Raw genomic sequence first — 18,995 nt, 5'->3', positions numbered from 1 at the left:
GCACCCGGTACATCTTTACTTGGCGGCGGATCGCTTGCAGGGACGTGAACCCACCGCGCCCAGCGGCCAGAGAGTCCTGTTCGACCAGAAGGGCGATGGCAGGAACACCAGCCAAGGCCGGACCCTCGGGCTTTCCTGGGTGCAAACGAGTGTTCCGGGTATCAAGCTGGCTTGGCTCCCTACGGCGGGTCAGAGCTCTCGGACCTCGCCCATCGCAGATGTAGCGCCTCGCATTCCAAAGAAATCACGGAAGCACTCGACTCGGTTGAGGCTTCGCCGGACAACTACCGGGGGGAGTCCCATACAGCATTCCTGCAATAGATCCAGTCCAAGCTGACATAATCATTAGTATCGGCACGAGGTGTCATGGGTTGAACCCGCCAAGCGGGGCCAAGTGCCAGGACAAAGCTCATCAAGCCGTCATTCGCGTGGGCCGGTATCGCACAGCGACTGCCCCTGACCGAAACTCGTGGCGGTCCACGAGTTCGAGCTGGATGCGCTCATGCAGACCGGCCAGCAGCGTCGGCCCGTGTCCGGCAAGGACCGGCTGCACCAGGAACTCGTACTCGTCGATCAGTCCTAGATCTGCCAACGCCAGGGGGAGTGTCACGCCACCGACCCAGAGGCCCTCGCCTGACTCCTGCTTGAGATGCTGAACCGCTTGCGCCAGGTCGCCGCGCACCAGCTCGGAGTTCCAATCCACCTCGTTCAGCGTGCTCGACACGACGTACTTCTTCGCCCGGTTGATGGTCTCTGCGAACGGTTTCTGCCAGTCCTTCATCCAGTCGGGCCACGTGCCCGTGGCCGGCTTCTGCCACGCCGACGCCATCATCTCGTAGGTCACCCGGCCGAAGAGCAGGGCATCGGCTCGCTCCAGCTGAGCGGTCCAGAAGCGCATCGACTCCTCGTCCGGGGGGAGTCCTGCCTCGTGGTGGCAGCAGCCATCGAGCGTGACGTTGATCGAGTACCGGAGTGGTCTCATCTCGTTGCTCTCCTTCGATGAACACCCCGCGTTTGTCAAACCGGTCTCGATCGAGTGCCGGGGCTGTCTGATCGACCTACTAATCGCGCCCAGTGTATAGCGCCGTCAGTGATGCGAGACAGACCGCGGACCGAGCGCACAACCGATCGCCATCTCCGGCGATGACCCGTCCCATGCAGCGGCACATGGGGGGATGTTGCGAGGGGTCATGGACCACTCAATGAGGCCTCCAGAATCCATCATTTACCCATCTAATTCATCTCTATTTGACCCAAAACGATGGGCTACAATCGGAGGCAGCGAACCGCCCGGTTCCCTGTAAACACAAGGGAATCCGCCAGTTTTCGGAGATTTTCGGCCAAACCCGAGTTAAGGCTAGAACCTTCAGGGGGTCGCAGGTTCAAATCCTGTCAGCCCGTGCAGATGTCTCGGAAACTCAAGGGCATGCGGGACCTTAGGTACCGTGCCAGTCGGAATTTTGCCGGTCCGAAGTGGGTCAGTCGCCCGAGCGCCCCAGTCCTTCTGGCTCGCTGAGGGCAGTTCATGCCCCTAGAGCTGGTCCTGCAAGTCCCATCCGTACTCCGCGAAAGTGGATGCCTCTGCGTAGGTCATGTCGCTGGGGGCCGTGAGTGCGAGTATGCGGCCGCGAAGGTACGCGACTGCGTTGATAGTGTCAGGTTCCGCCGCCGCGCACGCTTCCGGAATGCTGATGAGTTCGCTGGACGGTCCGACGACGACTTGGACGACCATTTCGTCGCCGTCGCTGTTGACCGCGGGTAATTCGAGCAACTCGGAGTCGTGGCCGCCCGGAAACGCGACGACTAACTCCAAGAGCGCATCCGCGGTGCAGTTGGTAGTCAGAAACGATTCTCCGCAATACGAGATTCTCTTCATGGACTTACCGGTTCCCTTGCGTTGTCGACCCAAACCCGCCAAGAAGCGGCGGCAACCTGCCGCGGACGCTACAGATGGCGTGGGTTCGGCAGGAGGTGTTTCATCGGTCACAGCCGTTCTAAACGGATGCGGTTCCTCTCGGGGACCGACTGTCGATGCCACAAGGTAACACGGCGTGGTTGTCGGCCGCTGTCCGCTCAACGGGGGACACCCTCAGTGAAACTTGCACGAGCCTTGACCCGGATTATGTGGGATGGAGACTACGTTCTTCGGGTGGCGGGCGACCGACGATTGGTGCCCGACGGGTTCAAAAAGCGAGCGATTCTTCCTAGTCGACGGTATCTACCACCGATCGCGCCGCGACTGTTGGCCTGGGATTTCGGTATGACCAGATTGTTCAAACCGACATGGGATTGGCCGATCAACTCGTTCACCACGCCCACGCTCACGGACGGCAGCAGGACATGATCGAGCGCCTCCTTCGCGCATATTTCATCGAAGGCCGAAACCTTGGGGACGTCGAAACGCTCGCCGACCTAGCAAATGAGCTCCAACTCGACCGCAAAGACACCATCAACGCCCTCACGACCGAACGCCACGCGGCCGCGATCATGTCCGATCAATCCGATGCCGCTACCAAGAACACCACTTCGGTGCCGTTCTACGTCATTGACAACAGATATTCGCTCTCGGAGCCCAAAAACCATCCGCCTTCACAGATGCCCTCAACTTGGCAGAAAGCACACGAGCATGACTCTCACAAATCTGGGCGATCCCGACGCCGTTGCCTGCGTCGGCGACAGCTGCATCATCCCCTCTGTCCCGGCGTTGCAGGAATCGCAGGAAGAACAATCAACGAACTAGTCACCCCGCAGCTTTCCGGTCCTGCCCGTCTAGCAATGGACGCGCGAGCTCGCGGTCTCAACATCACACTCTTCGCTCACGCCGATCCGCCCGCGGAGCAGATCCAGCACGCGGCGGGAGTGAAATCCATGGTCGTGGAACTTCACAACAACGACTATGTCTTTGTGCTCGTCCCCCACAATCGACTCATCGACTGGATGGAGCTTCGCCACGTTCTACATGTCAACCGGCTGCACCTTGCCGATGCGGCCACCGCTCTGGAAGCCACAGGAATTCCCCGTGGAGCGATCAGCCCGCTTGGCAGCACCCACAGCTGGCCCGTCCTTATTGACGAGCTACTCATCGGAGCAGAGACGTTGCGGCTTGGTGGTGGCGAACTTGGCGCTGGCGTCCTCGTTGACGGGCCGGCATTCATTCACGCATTCGCCGCACGCATTGCGGAGCTCACTCGCAGACTGTAGACACCCGACTCGACGGCTCATTGTCGGCGGCGGCGTCAACGAACCACAACGATCGGGCCCGCCAATTGACGGCTGGGTGGCTCGCCCTCAGCCGGGTAACCTTATCGCGCCACTTCTCAGCCGAATCGTCCCAGGCGATAGATACGTTTGTGGAGGGACGCCCAATCCACCGCTCACTGGAGCCCATAGAACTCGACCGAAGCGTCGTTCGCAGTGCCGTCACCCTGTTGCACCAAGGAAAATGCTCAATCATAGGAGGCCAAAGGTGACCAAATCCCGCGACGTCGGAGTAATGCTTCCCCGCGACCTCCCCGCGACCTCCCCGCAAACGAGGTCATCGCTTTCGCCCGGCGCGCCGAAGAGCTCGGCTTCGACGAAGTGTGGGTCGTGGAGGATCTCGGCTTCCGCGGCGGAATCGCCCAGACAGCCGCCGTACTGGCGAGCACGACACGCCTCACCGTCGGCGTTGGCATCCTCCCCGCCGGCTCCCGAAATGTGGCATTCGCGGCGATGGAAATCGCCACTCTGGAGGAGCTGTTCCCCGGTCGGGTGGTCGTCGGGATCGGGCATGGCATGCCGGACTGGATGCGCTCCGCCGGCGCTTGGCCGAGCAGCCCGCTCACTCTGCTGCGCGAATACACCATCGCGCTGACGGCCCTGCTGCGCGGTGAGCCGGGCCCGGTCGCGGGCCGCTACGTCGATGTCGCGGGTGTCCGCCTCGACATGGTGCCCGGCACGCCGCCACCAGTCGTGTGGGGCGTGCGTGGTCCGAAATCGCTAGCCGCGGCCGGCCACGTCGCCGACGGGCTCATCCTCGCCGAGCCCTCGACCCCGGAGTACATCCGAGCGTCGGTCGAGACTGCCGCCTTCGACACCAGCCGTATCGGTCGCAGGCCGCCACGCCTCATCACCTACGACATCGCTGTCGTCGCCTCCACGGACGCCGCAGCGCGTGAACTGGTCCGACCGATGCTCGGAGTTATCAGCGAGCCCGATTGGTTCCCACACATCGCCCCGCTGCCGTTCGCGGCCGAGTTCGTGGCGCTTCGCGAACACACCGGCAGTGCTGAGGCCTTCGCCGCCGCGCTCCCCGCCGAATGGATTGACACGCTCACCCTCGCCGGCACTGCGGAACGAGTCAGGGGAGGCATCGCTGCCCGACACGCAGCCGGGGCAACGAGCGTCGTGCTCACACCCATCGGATCGGATCGGATCGGATGGCTGCACTCGAGGATCTCGCAGCCGTCCTGCAGACGCAATAGGTCGATCGCGCTCCCGGCTCGGCCGAAGACTCACCCGTGGCGGACCTCAAGCCAGCGGCGCCTTCGCCCTCCGTAGCAGGTGTTAGAGCGAGCGGGCCATCGCTGCATCCCGCGGCTGCGTGTGCCACTGCCGAGGAGATTGGCCGCCACCGCTCGCGGGCCGTGCCGTCCACGGGGGGGGGGGGCTGATGCGCCCATTGAGGCACACGAGCAGCAGCCCGACCGACAGAATCACCATCAGTGGCAAATCGAAGCGCACCAGTCGCTGCTTGACCGCCAAGGGGATAACAAGGGCTGAGAGCTCGAGGATGAGCAACACGTTGACGATATTGCTGCCAACCGCATCAGTACCGGGCGGAATGACTAAAGCACGCGAAACGGACGCGGGACGACACTAGCGCCCAGAACGAACCGCGCACGATGTGCAGGCGCCTCCTGGAACTCGTGAACACCGTCGGAGCTTCAGCTCCGAGTTTTCCGCTTGAGCCATCCCCAAACCGCTGTGGCTGCGAACAGAACTAGGCCGATCACTGCCAGCCAGAAAAGGCCTTCAATGACGAAGCCGAGAACCGAGATAATCAGCCAGACGACGAGCAGCGCAACGATGATTGATGTCATCTGAGTCACTCTAGCGGGCTAAGGAAAATCGTCCGGCTGCCCGTCGATGCATCGGCCACTCCATCTCAATGACGTCCTCGACCCTCAGGCTGCACGATGTCGGGTCGCGAGGGTTTGCCCGTGCTCGCGTACCTGCTGTTCGGCTCCGGCCTTGATCTGGTCAGCCATGAACGTCCCGCCACCCTCTTTCGTTATTGAGGCTTCGATGCTGAAATAGTCATCCACCCGTCGGAATCGCTACCGAGAACCAACCGCAGTAACGACATAGAGGGAGCATCATGAGCTACGAAACACCTCGACCCGAGGACGAGGTCGCCCCCGCAAAGGACACCGGTTCGGAGTCAACGTCTCCAACCAAGCCGGAGGATGTCAACCTGGAAGATGGCACGGACGAGAACGAGGAGCCGGTAGAAAACCCCGCAGGCTGAGGCGTGTGCGGGTGTCTAACGGAGTCGGGTGGCGAGGGTTCGCCCGTGCTCGCGTGCCTGTTGTTCGGCGCCGGCCCTGATGTGGTCGGCCATGTCGGCGAAGGCGTCTAGGGCGGGGTTGACGCCCACGAGGGTGAATTCGCGCGTGACAACTCGCAGATCGGTGCGCTATCACCTGACTCCCCGTGGCGTGGACCTCATCACGGCGCTGCGGCCGATCGCCGGACACGTTCAGCGCTGGGAGGGCGATAGCGGCGAGATCGGCTCATAGCTGACACCTTGCGCGCTCGCAAGACACCCTTGGGCACTCTCCGATGTGAATTGAAATGTCATATGCCCGCGGATACGTGACGTGCGTGGCCGATCGCACTTTATTGCGGGACTACATCGCAAGCCAGCGAAGCGGGAGGGATCATGAGCGACGAAGACGCCCTGCGACGGTCCAAGAGGCCACGGTCGATCTTGGCTGGGCCGTACGGGCACCCGTTCCACTCGATTTTGGTCACCATTCCGATCGGAACCTGGACCGCCGCCTTGATTTTCGACATCGTCGGCTTTTTCGTCGACGAGCCCGAAGCGTTCATCCGGGGCTCACTCTGGCTGGTCGGAATCGGTCTCGTCGGCGCGCTGTTGGCCGCGGTCGTCGGCCTCATGGATCTGGCTACAATTCAGCCCGGCACGCGCGCCCGGCGCGTCGCGCTGTTGCATCTGTCTTTCAATGCTGCAGCGATCGTCCTGTTCGCCGTCAGCTTCCTGATCCGGCTCTCCGCTGACCGCGACGACGTCAGTGTGTTCGGGTTCATCCTGAGCGTGGTGGCGTACCTCCTCGTCGGGGCTTCCGGTTTCTTGGGCGGGGAGATGGCCTACCGCTACGGGGTGCGCGTAGCCGACGAGACCACCCAGATCAATGCCTTCAGGTCCTGACCGGTCCCGGTGGGTGAGACGGTCGTGAACTCCTCGATCGCCCTGGGTGTGGGGCAGTGTCGTCTATGAGTGGCAACGCCGCGCTGGAGAACACGTCTGACCTCACGATGGTCCTGCCGCACGGGCCGCGCTGACGGCGGACGCGATTCCAGTGGTCCAGGCGGGGCCATGCCCGGGTAGGACGATAGTCGCGTTCGTCTCTTCCAGGGCACCGAGGGAGCGGAGCGCCTGCGCGCTGTCCGCTGTCGCGGCACCGGCCACGATATGCGGGCCGACCGCCCCGGTGTACGGGTCGAACGTGACCAGGGCGTCACCGGTCAACACTGCATCGCTGGCCTCGAGGTGCAGAGCGCTGTGACCGAAGGTGTGGCCGGGACTGAACACAACTCGCGGCTTGCCGGGGACGTCCAGCACGTCGCCTGGCTCGAACAGGTGCAGGCCACGCACGCCCCGAACGTTGAGGGCGCCCGCTCTAGCCATGGTCGCCAGCACTGGCACCACGCTGGGCCGTCTGATGGGGTAGAGCAGTCGTGAACGCTCGTGGGCATAACGATACGGATGCTCCGCGATGTACTCTTCCTTCCCGTGCGCCCACACGGGGACGCCCCAATCCTCGTGGACGCGCCTGGCAAAGCCGAGGTGGTCGAAGTGCGCATGAGTCAGAACCAGCGCCTTGACGTCCGAGGGTTGGCGGTTCAGTGCGAGGAGGGCGCGCTGCAGAATCGGCCACGTCGCGGGGAAGGCGGCGTCGACAATCGTTATTCCGTCGCTCCCCTCAATCAGGTAGCAGTTGACGTAGGCATGTTCCAGTCGGTGAATTCCCGGGGCGACCCGTCGCGTGAGACGAGCAGACGAACGACCGGATGGGCGCGTCACACCGACCGCCAGTCATTGGTGGTGAGGTGAGAGCCGGCCTGCGGCCCCATCTGGAGCATGCCGCCGTCGACTACAACGGAGGTCCCGGTGACGTAGCTGGCGGCGGGCGAGGCGAGGAAAGCGATCACGGCGGCGACCTCCTGAGCGTCGCCTGGTCGTGCGAGGGGGACGCCTGGTCGCTCGGTGTGGCGCGGATTCTCATCGGTCTGACCCGTCATCGGTGTCGCGATTTCGCCGGGTGCGACGGTGTTCACCGTGATGCCGTGCTGCGCGAGTTCGAGTGCGGCGGTCTTCACCAGCCCGCCCAAACCGTGCTTCGCCGCGTCGTATGCGCTCGACCCCACGCGGGGCTGATGCTCATGCACGCTCGATACGGCGATAATGCGACCCCCAGCGCCCGCGGCCACCATCCGCCGTGCGGCTCGCTGGATGCAGACGAAAGCGCCGCTCAAGTCAGTCAGGACGATCTCGTTCCACTCCGCGTAGCCGAGATCGAGTAGCAGCGTGGACCCGCCGGTGCCGGCGTTGTTGACGAAGACGTCCAGTCCGCCGAGTTCGTCTGCCAGCCCGTCGATCACATCGCCGCAGCCGGGGATATCGGTGGTGTCGAGATGGGCGAGGGCGGCATTCACCCCGTGGCCCTGAACCTCCTTCGCTGTGTCGAGGGCACCCTGCTCATCGGTGTGCCAGGTGATGCCGACATCCATTCCCGCAGCGGCCAGCGCCACTGCGGTCGCACGGCCGATGCCCGAATCGGAGGCCGAGACGATGGCGCGGCGCGGCTGGAAATCGGTGTTAACGGGGACAGAGGAGGTGTGAGAAGTGTCGCTCATGACGACCACGGTAATACGCCATCACCCGGCGACCCAGGGGTTGATTTCGCGTTGGCGCCGATCTATGGGCACCGCCGGCACGTCACCGCCGGCGGGTCTGCTCGCTCAGGCGCGTTCCACCGTTGACCTGGAGCAGGCCGGCCGGCTCGGTGGCGCCGAGCGACTTGAGGCGGGCGTGCTCTGCCAACGGCAGGGAGGCGATGTGGGCTTGGATGTGCGGGTTGATGCCCTCGTGGATGAGGGGCACGCGGGTGGCGTGGCCGACGAGGCGAAAAGCCGGTCGATCGGTGATTCGGGTGTGCATGGTGGTGTTCCCTTCGACGGTCAGGCGAAACCTGAGCTGCGGTTGTGTTCGAAGGGGGCCGCCGTCTCGCTTGACGTCGCTGACGCTGATGCCGTGCACTGACCGGAACGCTCGACCGAAAGCTTCGGTCGAACCGTAGTCGTAGCGCACCGCGATGCTCAGCAGATCATCGTTCCCGAGGATGTCTGCCGCTGCGACCGACATGCGGCGTCGCCGGATGTACTCCGACAGCGGCATCCCGGCCAACGACGAGAACATCCGTCGGAGGTGATACTCCGTCGTGCCGAGCTCGGATGCCAAAGCAGTGACATCGAGGTCGTCGTCCAGACGGTCCTCGGCCAGTTCGACCAGTGTGTTCAGCTCCGCGATCATGGCGCCCCCTTCGACCTCTACACTGCCGGGTCGTCACGATCGACACCCTACTATCCCGGTCCGATCGGATCGCAGGTGCAACATCCGCTGCCCGTCTCGTCAGCGACCCGACGCTCCAAGCCCTCCAGCAGCAACTCCAAGCCATACTCGAACTCGTCCGCGAACGCGTAACCGCCATCGCCGAATAGCTCGGCTTGGGACCGCGCAATGTGCGGATATAACTCCGCCGACGCGGCGACCTTGGCGGCGAACGCCTCCTCGGCGCCGTCCCTCGGTTCGAACGGCAGGCTCGTCTCGCTCAGCGCGAACCCGTACACGTAGGCGTCGATGGCAGAGAACGCGTGCGTCGCGAGCGCGGCGCTGAAGCCGTCGGTCATCAGCACGCCCAGTAGCCGGTCGTGGTGCTGCAGCAGCGCGGGGCCGGGGGTCGGGCGCGATTCCAGCATCCCCAGCGCCCACGGGTGAGCCGTGAGCACCGACCGTGCCGATCGTGCCCGGGCGGTCAGCGCCTCCCGCCAGGTATCGCCAACCTCGGGCAGCTCGATCTTCTTGAAGACCCAGTCGGCGAGGTCGTCGAGAAGGGCTTCCTTGTTCGGGACGTGATGGTAGAGCGACATCGCCTCAACTCCAATCACCGTCGCAACGCTGCGCATGCTCACGGCCGAGACACCCGCGCGATCGGCTACTGCGGCGGCCGCGAAAATGATTCCAGCAAACCCACCGTCCCGGAGCGCTCTGGAAGATCTGCGCAAGCCCGTGCAGGCCAAGCTTGCGGCAGCCTGGGCGAGCTTCATGTTCCTCGTCATCTACATCGATTATTTCCACCTCTACCAGCCTGGCGAAATCGACGAGATCCGGGCTGGCCTGATCTTCGAGTTCGACATCAGCCCCACATTGATGACTGTCTTCTTCGTGATCATCGCGATCCCGACCCTGATGGTGCTGCTCTCCCTGACGCTGTCCGCCCAAGTGAACCGCGCCACGAACCTGATCGTTGCTTCGCTGTACATCCCCATCTGCGTATTCAACAAGGTGGGCGTCTCCTGGGACTGGGCGCTCTACTACGGCCTCACCATCGGAGTCGAGGTGCTGATCCTGGCCTTCATCCTGCGCTCCGCCTGGACCTGGCCACGCCGCACCGCATCGCCGGAGGCCTTGGCGGTCAGCCTCGACAACCCGCCGGTCATTCGGGCATAACCAAGGAGGAAGAAATGAAATCGCCGAAGTTCGTAGCAGGCGTGCGCCTCATCCGCTCGTGAAGACCATGCATGCGAGTGCCGAGAGGATGGGGGAGCGGCAGCTCGCGAGGAGTGGATGGCTTGCAGTAACCGGCCTGTTGCTGCTCAGTGCGCTCCCCGTGCTCGGCGGTCTGCTTCGCCTGAGGGACGTGGGCGCCGACCCCGAAACCGGACTAGGCGTCCGGCCTTGAGTGAATCTGCATTCCTCTCGGCGTCAGACGAAGCGAACCCAGTTCGCCCCGTGTCCGGTCTCGACCCGCTGTGAGTGGGGAAGGTCGTCACCGTCGACGGTATAGACCGAAACCGTGGTGGACTGTTCGCCCGCCGCGACCAGGTGACGGCCGTCGGCACTGAGCGCGAAGCCGCGTGGCTGGGTCTCGGTCTCTGTGAAGCGTCGAGGTGGTGAGAGGGTGCCGTCGGCTGCGACGGCAAGGCCGGCGAGCGTGCTGGCGCTACGCTCGGATGCCCACAGGGTGCGCCCGCCCGCTCCGAGGTGCAGGTCGGCACCCCAGATCAGGTGTTCGGCGCTCGGGTCGGCCCCGAAACGGCCATGGTCGAGGCCCGCAGACGTGTCGAACGCAGCGGCAGAGCCCCGAAGCGTCAAGGTGCCACTTTCATGGTCACGGGTGAAGTGCAACACCTCACCGGAGAACTCGGTGAGAACGTAGACGGCGTTCTGTTCTTCATTGAGGACGAGGTGACGAGGCCCGCTTCCATCTGGAGCGGCAACAGTGGCCGGGGTGAGCGGCGCGAGCGAGAGGTCGTCGTTGATCGCGTACTGCGCCACCAGGTCGGCCCCGAGTGAGACGAAGTAGGCGAATCTGCCGTCTTCGCTGGGGAGCACCGAATGCAGATTCGGGAACGAGATACGCGACACCGGTTCGCCGACCCCGTCAGACCCAGCCGGCGCGGTGATGCCGTAGCCTCCGCCGTAGGAGACGCCGAGGAGGGCGGATCCGCCGCGGGTCAGCGCGACGTAGTTGAGACCCCCGCCCTGGAGATCGCGGCGCGAGATCTGCGTCAGCACACCACTGTCCCGGTCCAGCGCGAGGGTCACGATGCCGGCTGGTTCCCCCTTGACTGCGGCGTGCACAACACCATGCACGGGGTCGACGACAAAGTTCGAGCATCCCGTGAGCCCGTGGGCGGTGCCGAGGAGGTTGAGCGAGTCGCCGGAGAGGCGGAAGGACGTGATGGTTCCATCGCTGGAATTGGCGACGAGGACGAGGGGTTCGGTCATCTTGTTATCGTACGAGTCCGTGGGGCAGGTTCGCCGGACCAGACCCTGGGATCCACCAGCGGCAGCTCACTGATAGGGATCGACGATGTCGCGAAGGGCGAGGAGCGTGTTGCGTAGCTGCTCGTACCGACGCGCACCGAGATGGGCGCGCCATTCCTTCGCGACGTCAGTCACCGTACGGGCCGCGATACCAGCGACCTCCAAGCCGCGTTCGGCGATGTGCACCAGGCGGGCGCGGGCGTCCGTCGGGTCGCTGGTGCGGTGCACATAGCCGCATCGCTCCAAGGCCTCCACGAGGGCGGCGGCGGTTTGTTTTGTCACCCGCGCCTGGTCAGCCAGATCTGTGAGTCGAGTTCCCCGCGGCCCGATTCGCTGGAATACGCGCGCCTGAGCAAGGGTCATATCGGTGAACCCGGCCGCCCGGATGTCCTCGAAGACGCGAGCCTCCATGGCTCGATACGGAAGGTAGAGCAACAGCCCTGTATTCAGTGGGGATTCAGCCGAATCAGTCACATAAACCTCTAGACAATAGTCAGTAAAACTGATTGAATTTGGTCAGGATATCGTACCATCCGACGGAGTGATGATGGACGTTGACGCCGTGTGGAATCACATCCACACCGAACGCGAGCACCTGGCCCGACTGCTGGCTGACCTGCCTGCCCCTGACTGGGATCAGCCGACACTCTGCGCGGGCTGGGCGGTACGTCACGTCGCAGCCCACGTCATCTCCTCGGCTGAAGCCAGCCCCGGAGACGTCATCGCCATGATGTGGCGCGGCCACGGCAACTTCAACCGCGCCGTATACCGGGAGGGACTGCGGCTCGGTTCGCGCCCGCCCGAAGAAATCCTGGCCGCCTTCGAACGCAATCGCGGATCCCGCCACCACCCGCTCGGAACCACCCCCTGGGAACCGCTGCTGGATGCACTGGTGCACACGCAGGACATCGCTCTCCCGCTTGGACTCAGCCACACCATGCCGATCGAGGCCGCCCAGGCCGCTGCTGGCCGGGTCTGGTCGAGGCCGTTCCCCTTCTTCGCGCGGCGCCGACTACGACACTTCCACCTCATCGCCGATGACACCGACTGGATCGCGGGATCCGGTGCCGAGGTCAGAGGCCCGATGGCCGCCCTGCTGCTGCTCCTGACCGGCCGTGATGCGGCCCTACCCCGATTGCACGGCGAGGGTGTGGCACTTCTTCCCCGCCGGTGATGGCTCACGGCGGGGCTCACCTGGAAAGGAGCCAACTCATGACTACGCTCGCGCAGGTCCTAGCCGGCCTCATGGCCTTCGTTCTGATCGTCATGTGGGTGCTGGAGGCCTTCTTCTACAAGGCCCGCGCGCTGTACCCCATCTTCCGAATCGAACCGGGCGACGAGCCAGCGGTGCGAATGTGGGCGATCAATGTTGGGTACTACAACCTCTGCTATGCCATCGGACTCTTGATCGGGCTCTGGTTGGTGAACGCGGGCAGCATCGATGCCGGTCGCATCCTGGTGATTTTCTGCCTCGCCAGCCATGTCCTACTCGGCCTCGTTCTGGTCTCGACCAACCGCAAGCTGTGGCTCAGCTCTGTCGGTGAAAGCGGGCTGGCCCTGGCTGGGCTGGTCGCGCTCCTCGCCGCATGAGCGCGCTGATTTCTGAGGCTCACCGCGGCTGCCACAGATCACCGGGGGTGGCCGCGATTCCCCGCCACACTGTGGTGACCGCCGCCCGGCATCGCGCGAGGGTCTGGGGGTCGTCGGGGGAGTCGCCCCGCACGACGAGCTGGTAGTAGTAGATGCCCGAGAGGATGTCGAGCACCGCCTCGATGTCGGTGTCGGGCCGCAGCTCTCCTGCGTCGATTGCTCGCGCGAATACGGCGGCCAAGGGCAGGCGGCGGCGGGCCGCGTGCGAGTGCCAGTATGCCTTCTGCAGCTCGGGGTCGGCGAGTCCGAGTTGCAGGCGCCGCCGCATCCGCGATTCGGGGTAGTCGCCGACAAAATCTGTGGGCGCGCCTAGCCGAGCTTCATGGCGTCCTTCGCGGTGCTCAGCACCAGTCCGTCAAAGGTGAGGCGCCCCTGATCGAGGGACTCGGCGACTAGAGCGGTGAGGCTCGGCCAGCGGCGGTAGATCGCGGCCTTGCTGGCCCCGCTGCGCTCGACCACCGCCCGTGTGGTGACCTCAGTGTCCTCGTCGATCAGTGCGACAACGGCGCTGAGGATGCGCGGGGGGAGGTCCTCGTCGCGGGGGCGGCCCGGGCGGCGGTCCATCCCCGCGACGACAGGGGTGACGGAGTCGTTCACGCCAGCCCGGCCCGCTCCCGCAGGCGCGCCACCAGGCCATCGCCGAGCCCGGCCGCGCGCAGGGGAGCGAGCGGGTCGCCGTGACGCGTGCGCAGGGTGTGCAAAGTGACCTCCATCGCCCGATCGGCCCCGAAGTCGATCGTGGCGGCACGCGCCGCGACATCCGCGTCGTAACCGTACTTCTTCATGACCGCACCGAGGCTCACGCGCGTGCGCTCGCTGACCCTGGCCATGTTGGCATGGGTGCGCTCGTAGTCAGCCACAATGTCCTCGTCGCTGGCGCCGAGCGCAAGTAGAAGGGATGCCGCGAGCACGCCGGTGCGGTCGCGGCCGGCAGCGCAGTGGAAGGCGACAGCACCCGGCGAGTAGGCCATGATCGCGAGGGCGGAGACGAGCGACCCCGCGGCATTCTCGAACATGAGGGGGTAGAGCTCGCATGGGCGGGATCGTGCGCGGTGCGAACCGTGTGGTTTTTCGAGCAGCTGCCCTCTAATCACCCTCGGTGGACCATCCGACGCGGGGATCGGCGACCTGCACAGCCTCTTGCGCTGGGGACACAGCGGTCCTTACTCGGCGGGATACTGCGAGATGCGCAAAGTGCGGGCCAGGTGCACCGCATTCCGGGCGAGACCCGCGTTGGCAGAGGCCACGGCATCCGGAACCTGGTCCAGGTCCTTGAAATCCACGGTGTGCATGGCTTCACCAACCCAGTACGTGCCGCCCTGGGCGGGTATGGTGAAGCCGACGTCGTTGAGCGCTTGCATCGCGTCGGCGATGGATTTGTGTGCGCCGTCTTCATTGCCCACGACGGCGACGGTGGCCACTTTCCCGTACATGATCGGTCGGCCCTGCTCGTCGGTTTCGGATAGCTCCGCGTCGAGACGCTCCAAGACCTGCTGGGCAACGCTGGAGGGATGGCCCAGCCAGATCGGGATGGAGAGGAGGACAACGTCGGCGGCAAGAACGCTTGCACGGATGGCCGGCCATTCATCTCCGTTGCCCATGTCGGTGAGCACACCACGTTTGATGTTGTGGTCGACGACCCGAATAGAGGAGGTTCCGACGCCCAGCTCCGCGAACTCGTCCAGAATGTGCCTGGCCATGAGCTCGCTGCTGGACGGTTCGGGTGAGGGGGTCAGGGTGCAGACGAGGGCCAGAACGGTGAGGTCTGTCATTTTTTCCTTCCGGGGGCCGCGAGAAGTGCGCTGGCGGCCATTGCCAGTTGTCGGGCCGGGGTCCTACTCTTTTCGCAGTTTGTCTTGTGCGGCACCGGCGATCTTCTCGACCGTGTTCGGCAGCTCTGTCGTGCCGTAGAAACGAGCATCCGGGTGGGTGGGAGGTGGCATGGGGACCCCAGGTGCCGGTTCGGCCAGGTAGCTGAATTCGCCCTTGCCGTCGGGTGTGGCGCCGCTGGCCCAGCTGCCCTCGGCGGCGGCAGTTCCATCGGAGAAGTTGATGTATTGGTAGGCCACCGAGCGCTCTTCTTTGGCGAGGGGGAAGTTGCTAGGAACGGGCAGGTCTTCGGCGCCCTCGGCACGGAGCTCGGCGGCGGCGGCCAGCCACTGGTTCTGGTGCATGGTATCCCGAGCCAGGAGGAACGACAGAAGGTCCCGCACGCCGTGATCATCGGTCATGTGGTAGAGCCGGGCCACCTGAACCCGTCCCTGCATCTCGGCGTTCGCGTTGGCGGTGAAGTCGGCCAGGAGGTTGCCGCTGCCGGTGATGTAGCTCCCTTGCCACGGATTGCCGTTGCTGTCCACCGGCCGTGCCCCAGCGCCGGCCACGATGGCGGCTTGCACATCCGTACCGCCCACGATCGCGGCGACCGTGGGGTCGTCCTGCACGGCGTCGCTGCTGATGCCGAGCGGGGCCTTTTCCAGGAGCTGGGCGATCATCACGGCGAGCATCTCGACATGACCCATTTCCTCGGCACCGATGCCGAAAACGAGATCGCGGTATTTGCCGGGGATGTGCATATTCCAGGCTTGAAACTGGTACTGCTACCGGTTGGTTGAAAACCGTGCTGCAAGTCAGCTGAGACCGATGGTCGAAAGGGGATGCCCGTTTGCCCCGCCCTGTCGGCCGGGCCATAGGGCTCTTCGCACAACCGTTCACGGCTACCTTCACGCGTCGGACGACCTGGTGAAGACGAAAGCCCCGGTGAAGAGACCTTTACCGGGGCTTTCTACTCGCTTATGCCGGGATGCGGCGGGTCACTTCTTGCCCGGAGCCTTTCGCGTGACGATCACGTCGAAGGTGCCGGTGCGGGTGTTGCCCGCGGCATCCGTTGCCGTGCACGTCACGGTTGTCGTGCCGATCGTGAAGCGGCTGCCGCTCGGCGAGATGCACTCCAACGGGACGACGCCGTCGAGGGTGTCGATCGCTTCCGGCAGCGAGTAGCGCACCTTCACTCCGGCTGCTCCATTGGAGACGGCACGCACATCCGACAGGTCCGCGATCCGCGGGGCGAGCACGTCCGCCGGGCGGGCGGGCAGCTTCGACGGGTCGACGATGCCCCAGTAGGCCGGGGTGACCTGCAGGTCGTCATCGAACGGGAGCGGCTGCTCCCACGGGCGCGCCATCGGCCAGGTGCGCAGCCAGGTGCGGGCGTTGCTGATGCCCCAGAAGGTGACCGACTCGATCGAGGAGTCGTGCTTCCGCAGCATCGCGAACAGGTCCCGGTAGTAGTAGCCGACCTCAGCCGCCGCGTCTTCATCGTTCTCGAAGGCCGGGCTGTACGGGTCGACCGGGCCGCCGCTGACATCCGCGCCCTGATTCTCGGTCGACGCGTTCACGTCGAGTTCGGTGATGGCCTGGAGAAGATCCGGGTCGAGGCCCTCGACCGCCGTGATCGAGTCCTCGAGCCACTGCACCGGCCGGGCGACGTCGACGTGGGCCTGGTGGCCCACTCCGTCGATCGGCACGCCGCGGGCGATCAACGCACCGATCAACGAGACGTAGTCGGCCCGTTTCTCGGGCATCTCGGTGTTGTAGTCGTTGATGAACAGGGCCGCGTCCGGGAAGTACTCGTCCGCCAGCAGGAAGGCCTCATCGACGAAGCCCTCGCCCAGCACCTGGAACCAGCGGCTGTCGCGCATGTCGTGCGGGTTGGCGGTGTCACCGTCGGCGATGACCTCGTTCACCACGTCCCACGCCCACACCGGACTGTTGCCGTCCGGGTAGCGCGCGTCGAGGTGGGCGGCGATGCCGCCGATGTGCGCACGCATCCGGGCCTTGAGAATCGCCTGGTCGGCCTCGCTGTTCGTCAGCGGCCTTGCACCGTCGAGGAAGAACCAGGCCGGGGTCTGCGAGTGCCAGGCCAACACGTGTCCGTACACGTCGGTCCCGTTGGCGTCGGCGAAGTCGAGCAGCTGGTCGAGCTGCGTGAAGGTGAACTGCCCCTCGACGGGCTGCACGCTCTCTGGCTTGCCGGCGTTCTCGGGGGTGAATGCGTTGAAGTGCTTTTTCACCAGGTCGGCAGCGGTACCGACAGTCTCGCGCGCGTCGATGGCGACGCCCACGTGCTCGATACCATCGGCGACCAGCACGTCCTGCAGGGACGGGACATCCGTCTGGATGCCCTTCTCGACGATCGGCTCGATCACGAAGTCATCGAGCAGGAAGTCGACACCGACCGGGCCCTCGACGTACACCTGGACTCGGTCGGCGGCGGCCGCGAGCGTGTAGGTGCCGCTGAGGAGGGTCCAGCCGTCGGCGGTGACCTGCGCGCCCGCGCCGGCGACACCCTCGTATGCGCTGCCACCGCCGTTGTCACGCTGCACCGAGATGTTCAGACCCGCGGGCGATTGCCCCGGAGCGAGCTTGGCCCAGACCGAGACGCCCAGGGCCGTGGCCACGGGCATGTCGGCGGTCACGTCGATCGTGGCGCCGTGCCACGGCTGGGTGCGGGTGGTGACGAGCAGGCTGCCGGAGCCGGTACGGGCATCGGTGCTGGGTGTCACCAGCACGCCGTCGCCGCGAGCGGTCCAGCCGTCGGTGCCCTCCTCGAAGTCGGAGGAGAAGCCCGTCGGCGCCGGGGCACCGACCCCGCCCTGCGGCAGCGTGAAGGTCCAGCCCTCGGCCACCTTCTCGGCGACGACGGTGGTGACCGCCTTCACCGTGTTCGTGCGGTCACCGCCGCCGTCGTGCGCGAGGACGATCGCGCCCGGGGTGAAGGCCGCGCGCAGGTTCGCCGTCAGGGTGGCCTCGCTCAGGTCGTTGCCGTCCCAGTCGAAGATCACCGAGCCGAGCCCGAGTGGCTGCATGCCCAGCGCCGCGGCCACCGCGCCGGTCGCGCCCCAGCTGCCGTTCGGAGCGCGGAAGTACGGAACGGCGAGCGTCGGATCGCCGACGGCCTCGCGGATGATGCGGAGGTTGGCCTTGAGGTCGGTCTCGATCTGCGCCTGCGTCCAGGATCCCATGTCGGCGTAGGAGGTGCCGTGGTTGCAGAGGGTGTGGCCCTCGGCCACGATGCGCTTGAGCAGCTCGGTTCCCTCGGCCTGCTGCACGTTCTGGCCGATGATACAGAAGGTGGCGTGGATGCCCTGCGCCTTGAGAACGTCCAGGATCGCGGCGGTCTCGCCGGGGTTCGGTCCGTCGTCGAAGGTGAGCGCGACACGATTCCCGGTGCCGCGGGCTGTGCCGACCGGCGTGGCCGTCGCGGCGACGGCGCCACCGGGCACGAAGGAGGCGTCCGGGGTGGGCTGCCAGGTGTCGGGCTGCGCGGGGGCCGCAGTGCCGGTGATCTCGATGTCGTCGAGAAGGTAGTCGTAGGGTCCAGCGAGCGCGTCCGTGCCGATATAGGCGCGCAGGGTCGCGGGGTCCGAACCGGCGGGTGCTTGGAAGGTGCCGCTCATGGTGGTCCAGGCATCCGCTGTCACCGTTGTGTTCCCCACCCAGGTGTAGGCCGGTTCGACAACGAAGCGGGCCGAGGTGGTCGTGCCTGCGGCGGCCGAGAGCTTCACCTGCGCCGTGAACGTGTACGAGCCGCCGGGCTGCAGCAGGTTCGCCGGTGTCTTCACCCCGTCGTAGTCATTCGTGCGGCCCTGCACGAGCAGCGCCTTGTCGCCGTCGGCGTCGACCACCGAGAGCGTCGCCCCGCCGTTCTGGGTGAGCGGATCGTACGAGCCGTCCTCGAAGTCCTCCTGCAGGAAGACCGTCGCGTCGGCGGCTTCGGCCTGCGCGGCCGGCAGCACGAGGGCGCTGGCCAGAAGGCCGAACGCGGTCGCGCTCGCGACCAGTCCGTAGCGCCGGAGCGGACCGTGTTCTCCGCGGGGGAGTGGGTGCCGCGCAAAAGAAGCAGCGGCTGGGAAGCGGGGGCCGTGAGCCCAGAGCGGATTGTTCGTCATCGAATATCGCCTTTCGATCGTTTTGACGTCGGTGTCAGAACGGGTCTTCGGACCATAACCGCGCG

General features: G+C 65.3%; 22 protein-coding genes and 3 pseudogenes. 9 read left to right on the top strand and 16 right to left on the bottom strand.

Annotated features, from left to right (window positions below):
- Window positions 1-412 precede the first annotated feature (412 nt).
- Both K2F54_RS10885 and K2F54_RS10880 read right to left on the bottom strand, forming a co-directional pair.
- A complete protein-coding gene (locus K2F54_RS10885; protein ID WP_220605889.1) occupies window positions 413-982 on the bottom strand; it encodes a dihydrofolate reductase family protein in 570 nt (189 codons plus the stop codon).
- Between the two features lie 549 nt (window positions 983-1,531).
- On the bottom strand, window positions 1,532-1,876 hold the full coding sequence (locus K2F54_RS10880; RefSeq protein ID WP_220605888.1) for a hypothetical protein: 345 nt from the start codon (window positions 1,874-1,876) through the stop codon (window positions 1,532-1,534).
- Window positions 1,877-2,244: 368 nt separating this feature from the next.
- Between K2F54_RS10880 and K2F54_RS19195 the strand changes: the two are divergent.
- From K2F54_RS19195 to K2F54_RS10870, 3 genes and pseudogenes are all read left to right on the top strand, one after another.
- Window positions 2,245-2,544 (top strand): annotated as a pseudogene (locus K2F54_RS19195) (DsbA family oxidoreductase); the annotation flags it as partial.
- 51 nt (window positions 2,545-2,595) lie between these two features.
- A complete protein-coding gene (locus K2F54_RS19190) occupies window positions 2,596-3,201 on the top strand; it encodes an aminoacyl-tRNA deacylase (protein WP_308287617.1) in 606 nt (201 codons plus the stop codon).
- A gap of 273 nt (window positions 3,202-3,474) precedes the next feature.
- Window positions 3,475-4,539 (top strand): LLM class flavin-dependent oxidoreductase, encoded by a 1,065-nt coding sequence (locus K2F54_RS10870; protein WP_220605907.1) that lies wholly within the window; start codon window positions 3,475-3,477, stop codon window positions 4,537-4,539.
- A gap of 6 nt (window positions 4,540-4,545) precedes the next feature.
- Here K2F54_RS10870 and K2F54_RS19700 read toward each other — a convergent pair whose 3' ends face one another.
- Together K2F54_RS19700 and K2F54_RS10865 are read right to left on the bottom strand one after the other, a co-directional pair.
- Window positions 4,546-4,824: a hypothetical protein gene (locus K2F54_RS19700; protein WP_374107288.1), complete on the bottom strand. Its 279-nt coding sequence runs from the start codon at window positions 4,822-4,824 to the stop codon at window positions 4,546-4,548.
- A gap of 101 nt (window positions 4,825-4,925) precedes the next feature.
- Window positions 4,926-5,081, bottom strand: a complete 156-nt coding sequence (locus tag K2F54_RS10865; RefSeq protein ID WP_220605886.1) for an LPXTG cell wall anchor domain-containing protein — start codon at window positions 5,079-5,081, stop codon at window positions 4,926-4,928.
- A 278-nt stretch (window positions 5,082-5,359) separates the two neighbouring features.
- Between K2F54_RS10865 and K2F54_RS10860 the strand changes: the two genes are divergently transcribed.
- From K2F54_RS10860 to K2F54_RS10855, 3 genes are all read left to right on the top strand, one after another.
- A complete protein-coding gene (locus K2F54_RS10860) occupies window positions 5,360-5,509 on the top strand; it encodes a hypothetical protein (RefSeq protein WP_220605885.1) in 150 nt (49 codons plus the stop codon).
- A 145-nt stretch (window positions 5,510-5,654) separates the two neighbouring features.
- Window positions 5,655-5,780 carry a hypothetical protein gene (locus K2F54_RS19185; protein WP_255576990.1) on the top strand — a complete coding sequence of 42 codons (126 nt, stop codon included), beginning with the start codon at window positions 5,655-5,657 and terminating at the stop codon, window positions 5,778-5,780.
- A 143-nt stretch (window positions 5,781-5,923) separates the two neighbouring features.
- Window positions 5,924-6,433, top strand: a complete 510-nt coding sequence (locus tag K2F54_RS10855; RefSeq protein WP_220605884.1) for a DUF2231 domain-containing protein — start codon at window positions 5,924-5,926, stop codon at window positions 6,431-6,433.
- A gap of 102 nt (window positions 6,434-6,535) precedes the next feature.
- Here K2F54_RS10855 and K2F54_RS10850 read toward each other — a convergent pair whose 3' ends face one another.
- From K2F54_RS10850 to K2F54_RS10835, 4 genes and pseudogenes are all read right to left on the bottom strand, one after another.
- Window positions 6,536-7,309 (bottom strand): MBL fold metallo-hydrolase, encoded by a 774-nt coding sequence (locus K2F54_RS10850; protein WP_220605883.1) that lies wholly within the window; start codon window positions 7,307-7,309, stop codon window positions 6,536-6,538.
- Window positions 7,306-8,142, bottom strand: coding sequence for an SDR family oxidoreductase (locus K2F54_RS10845; RefSeq protein ID WP_220605882.1), 837 nt, complete (start codon window positions 8,140-8,142; stop codon window positions 7,306-7,308). The genes K2F54_RS10850 and K2F54_RS10845 overlap by 4 nt, the downstream gene beginning before the upstream one ends.
- Window positions 8,143-8,263: 121 nt before the next feature.
- Window positions 8,264-8,818 (bottom strand): annotated as a pseudogene (locus K2F54_RS10840) (helix-turn-helix transcriptional regulator); the annotation flags it as partial.
- 50 nt (window positions 8,819-8,868) lie between these two features.
- Window positions 8,869-9,471, bottom strand: a complete 603-nt coding sequence (locus tag K2F54_RS10835) for a TetR/AcrR family transcriptional regulator C-terminal domain-containing protein (protein WP_255577010.1) — start codon at window positions 9,469-9,471, stop codon at window positions 8,869-8,871.
- A 49-nt stretch (window positions 9,472-9,520) separates the two neighbouring features.
- On the opposite strand from K2F54_RS10835, the gene K2F54_RS10830 reads away from it, so the two are divergent.
- Window positions 9,521-10,015 (top strand): DUF6326 family protein, encoded by a 495-nt coding sequence (locus tag K2F54_RS10830; protein WP_220605879.1) that lies wholly within the window; start codon window positions 9,521-9,523, stop codon window positions 10,013-10,015.
- A gap of 255 nt (window positions 10,016-10,270) precedes the next feature.
- Here the strand turns inward: K2F54_RS10830 and K2F54_RS10825 are convergent, their stop codons facing one another.
- Both K2F54_RS10825 and K2F54_RS10820 read right to left on the bottom strand, forming a co-directional pair.
- A complete protein-coding gene (locus tag K2F54_RS10825) occupies window positions 10,271-11,296 on the bottom strand; it encodes a lactonase family protein (protein ID WP_220605878.1) in 1,026 nt (341 codons plus the stop codon).
- A gap of 66 nt (window positions 11,297-11,362) precedes the next feature.
- The gene (locus K2F54_RS10820) at window positions 11,363-11,746 is read right to left on the bottom strand and encodes a MarR family winged helix-turn-helix transcriptional regulator (RefSeq protein ID WP_220605877.1); all 384 of its coding nucleotides are present in this window, start codon (window positions 11,744-11,746) and stop codon (window positions 11,363-11,365) included.
- A 136-nt stretch (window positions 11,747-11,882) separates the two neighbouring features.
- On the opposite strand from K2F54_RS10820, the gene K2F54_RS10815 reads away from it, so the two are divergent.
- Window positions 11,883-12,509, top strand: coding sequence for a maleylpyruvate isomerase family mycothiol-dependent enzyme (locus K2F54_RS10815; RefSeq protein ID WP_220605876.1), 627 nt, complete (start codon window positions 11,883-11,885; stop codon window positions 12,507-12,509).
- A gap of 38 nt (window positions 12,510-12,547) precedes the next feature.
- The gene (locus K2F54_RS10810; protein ID WP_220605875.1) at window positions 12,548-12,925 is read left to right on the top strand and encodes a DUF1304 family protein; all 378 of its coding nucleotides are present in this window, start codon (window positions 12,548-12,550) and stop codon (window positions 12,923-12,925) included.
- 19 nt (window positions 12,926-12,944) lie between these two features.
- Here the strand turns inward: K2F54_RS10810 and K2F54_RS10805 are convergent, their stop codons facing one another.
- The 6 genes and pseudogenes from K2F54_RS10805 to K2F54_RS10780 all read right to left on the bottom strand — a co-directional run bounded on the left by K2F54_RS10805 (window position 12,945) and on the right by K2F54_RS10780 (window position 18,930).
- A complete protein-coding gene (locus tag K2F54_RS10805) occupies window positions 12,945-13,253 on the bottom strand; it encodes a TetR-like C-terminal domain-containing protein (RefSeq protein WP_220605874.1) in 309 nt (102 codons plus the stop codon).
- Between the two features lie 41 nt (window positions 13,254-13,294).
- Window positions 13,295-13,582, bottom strand: coding sequence for a TetR/AcrR family transcriptional regulator (locus K2F54_RS10800; RefSeq protein WP_220605873.1), 288 nt, complete (start codon window positions 13,580-13,582; stop codon window positions 13,295-13,297).
- The gene (locus K2F54_RS10795; RefSeq protein ID WP_374107286.1) at window positions 13,579-14,001 is read right to left on the bottom strand and encodes a tyrosine-protein phosphatase; all 423 of its coding nucleotides are present in this window, start codon (window positions 13,999-14,001) and stop codon (window positions 13,579-13,581) included. The genes K2F54_RS10800 and K2F54_RS10795 overlap by 4 nt, the downstream gene beginning before the upstream one ends.
- Window positions 14,002-14,148: 147 nt before the next feature.
- Window positions 14,149-14,757: a flavodoxin family protein gene (locus K2F54_RS10790; protein ID WP_220605872.1), complete on the bottom strand. Its 609-nt coding sequence runs from the start codon at window positions 14,755-14,757 to the stop codon at window positions 14,149-14,151.
- Window positions 14,758-14,820: 63 nt separating this feature from the next.
- Window positions 14,821-15,582, bottom strand: a pseudogene (locus K2F54_RS10785) (manganese catalase family protein); the annotation flags it as partial.
- A 213-nt stretch (window positions 15,583-15,795) separates the two neighbouring features.
- On the bottom strand, window positions 15,796-18,930 hold the full coding sequence (locus tag K2F54_RS10780) for an endo-1,4-beta-xylanase (protein WP_220605870.1): 3,135 nt from the start codon (window positions 18,928-18,930) through the stop codon (window positions 15,796-15,798).
- Window positions 18,931-18,995 lie beyond the last annotated feature (65 nt).

Origin of the sequence: Cryobacterium inferilacus (genome assembly GCF_019599185.1) — a bacterium.
GTDB lineage: Bacteria > Actinomycetota > Actinomycetes > Actinomycetales > Microbacteriaceae > Cryobacterium > Cryobacterium inferilacus.
Note: the sequence above shows the minus strand (reverse complement) of the source record. Positions and strands in the feature narration are given on the sequence as shown.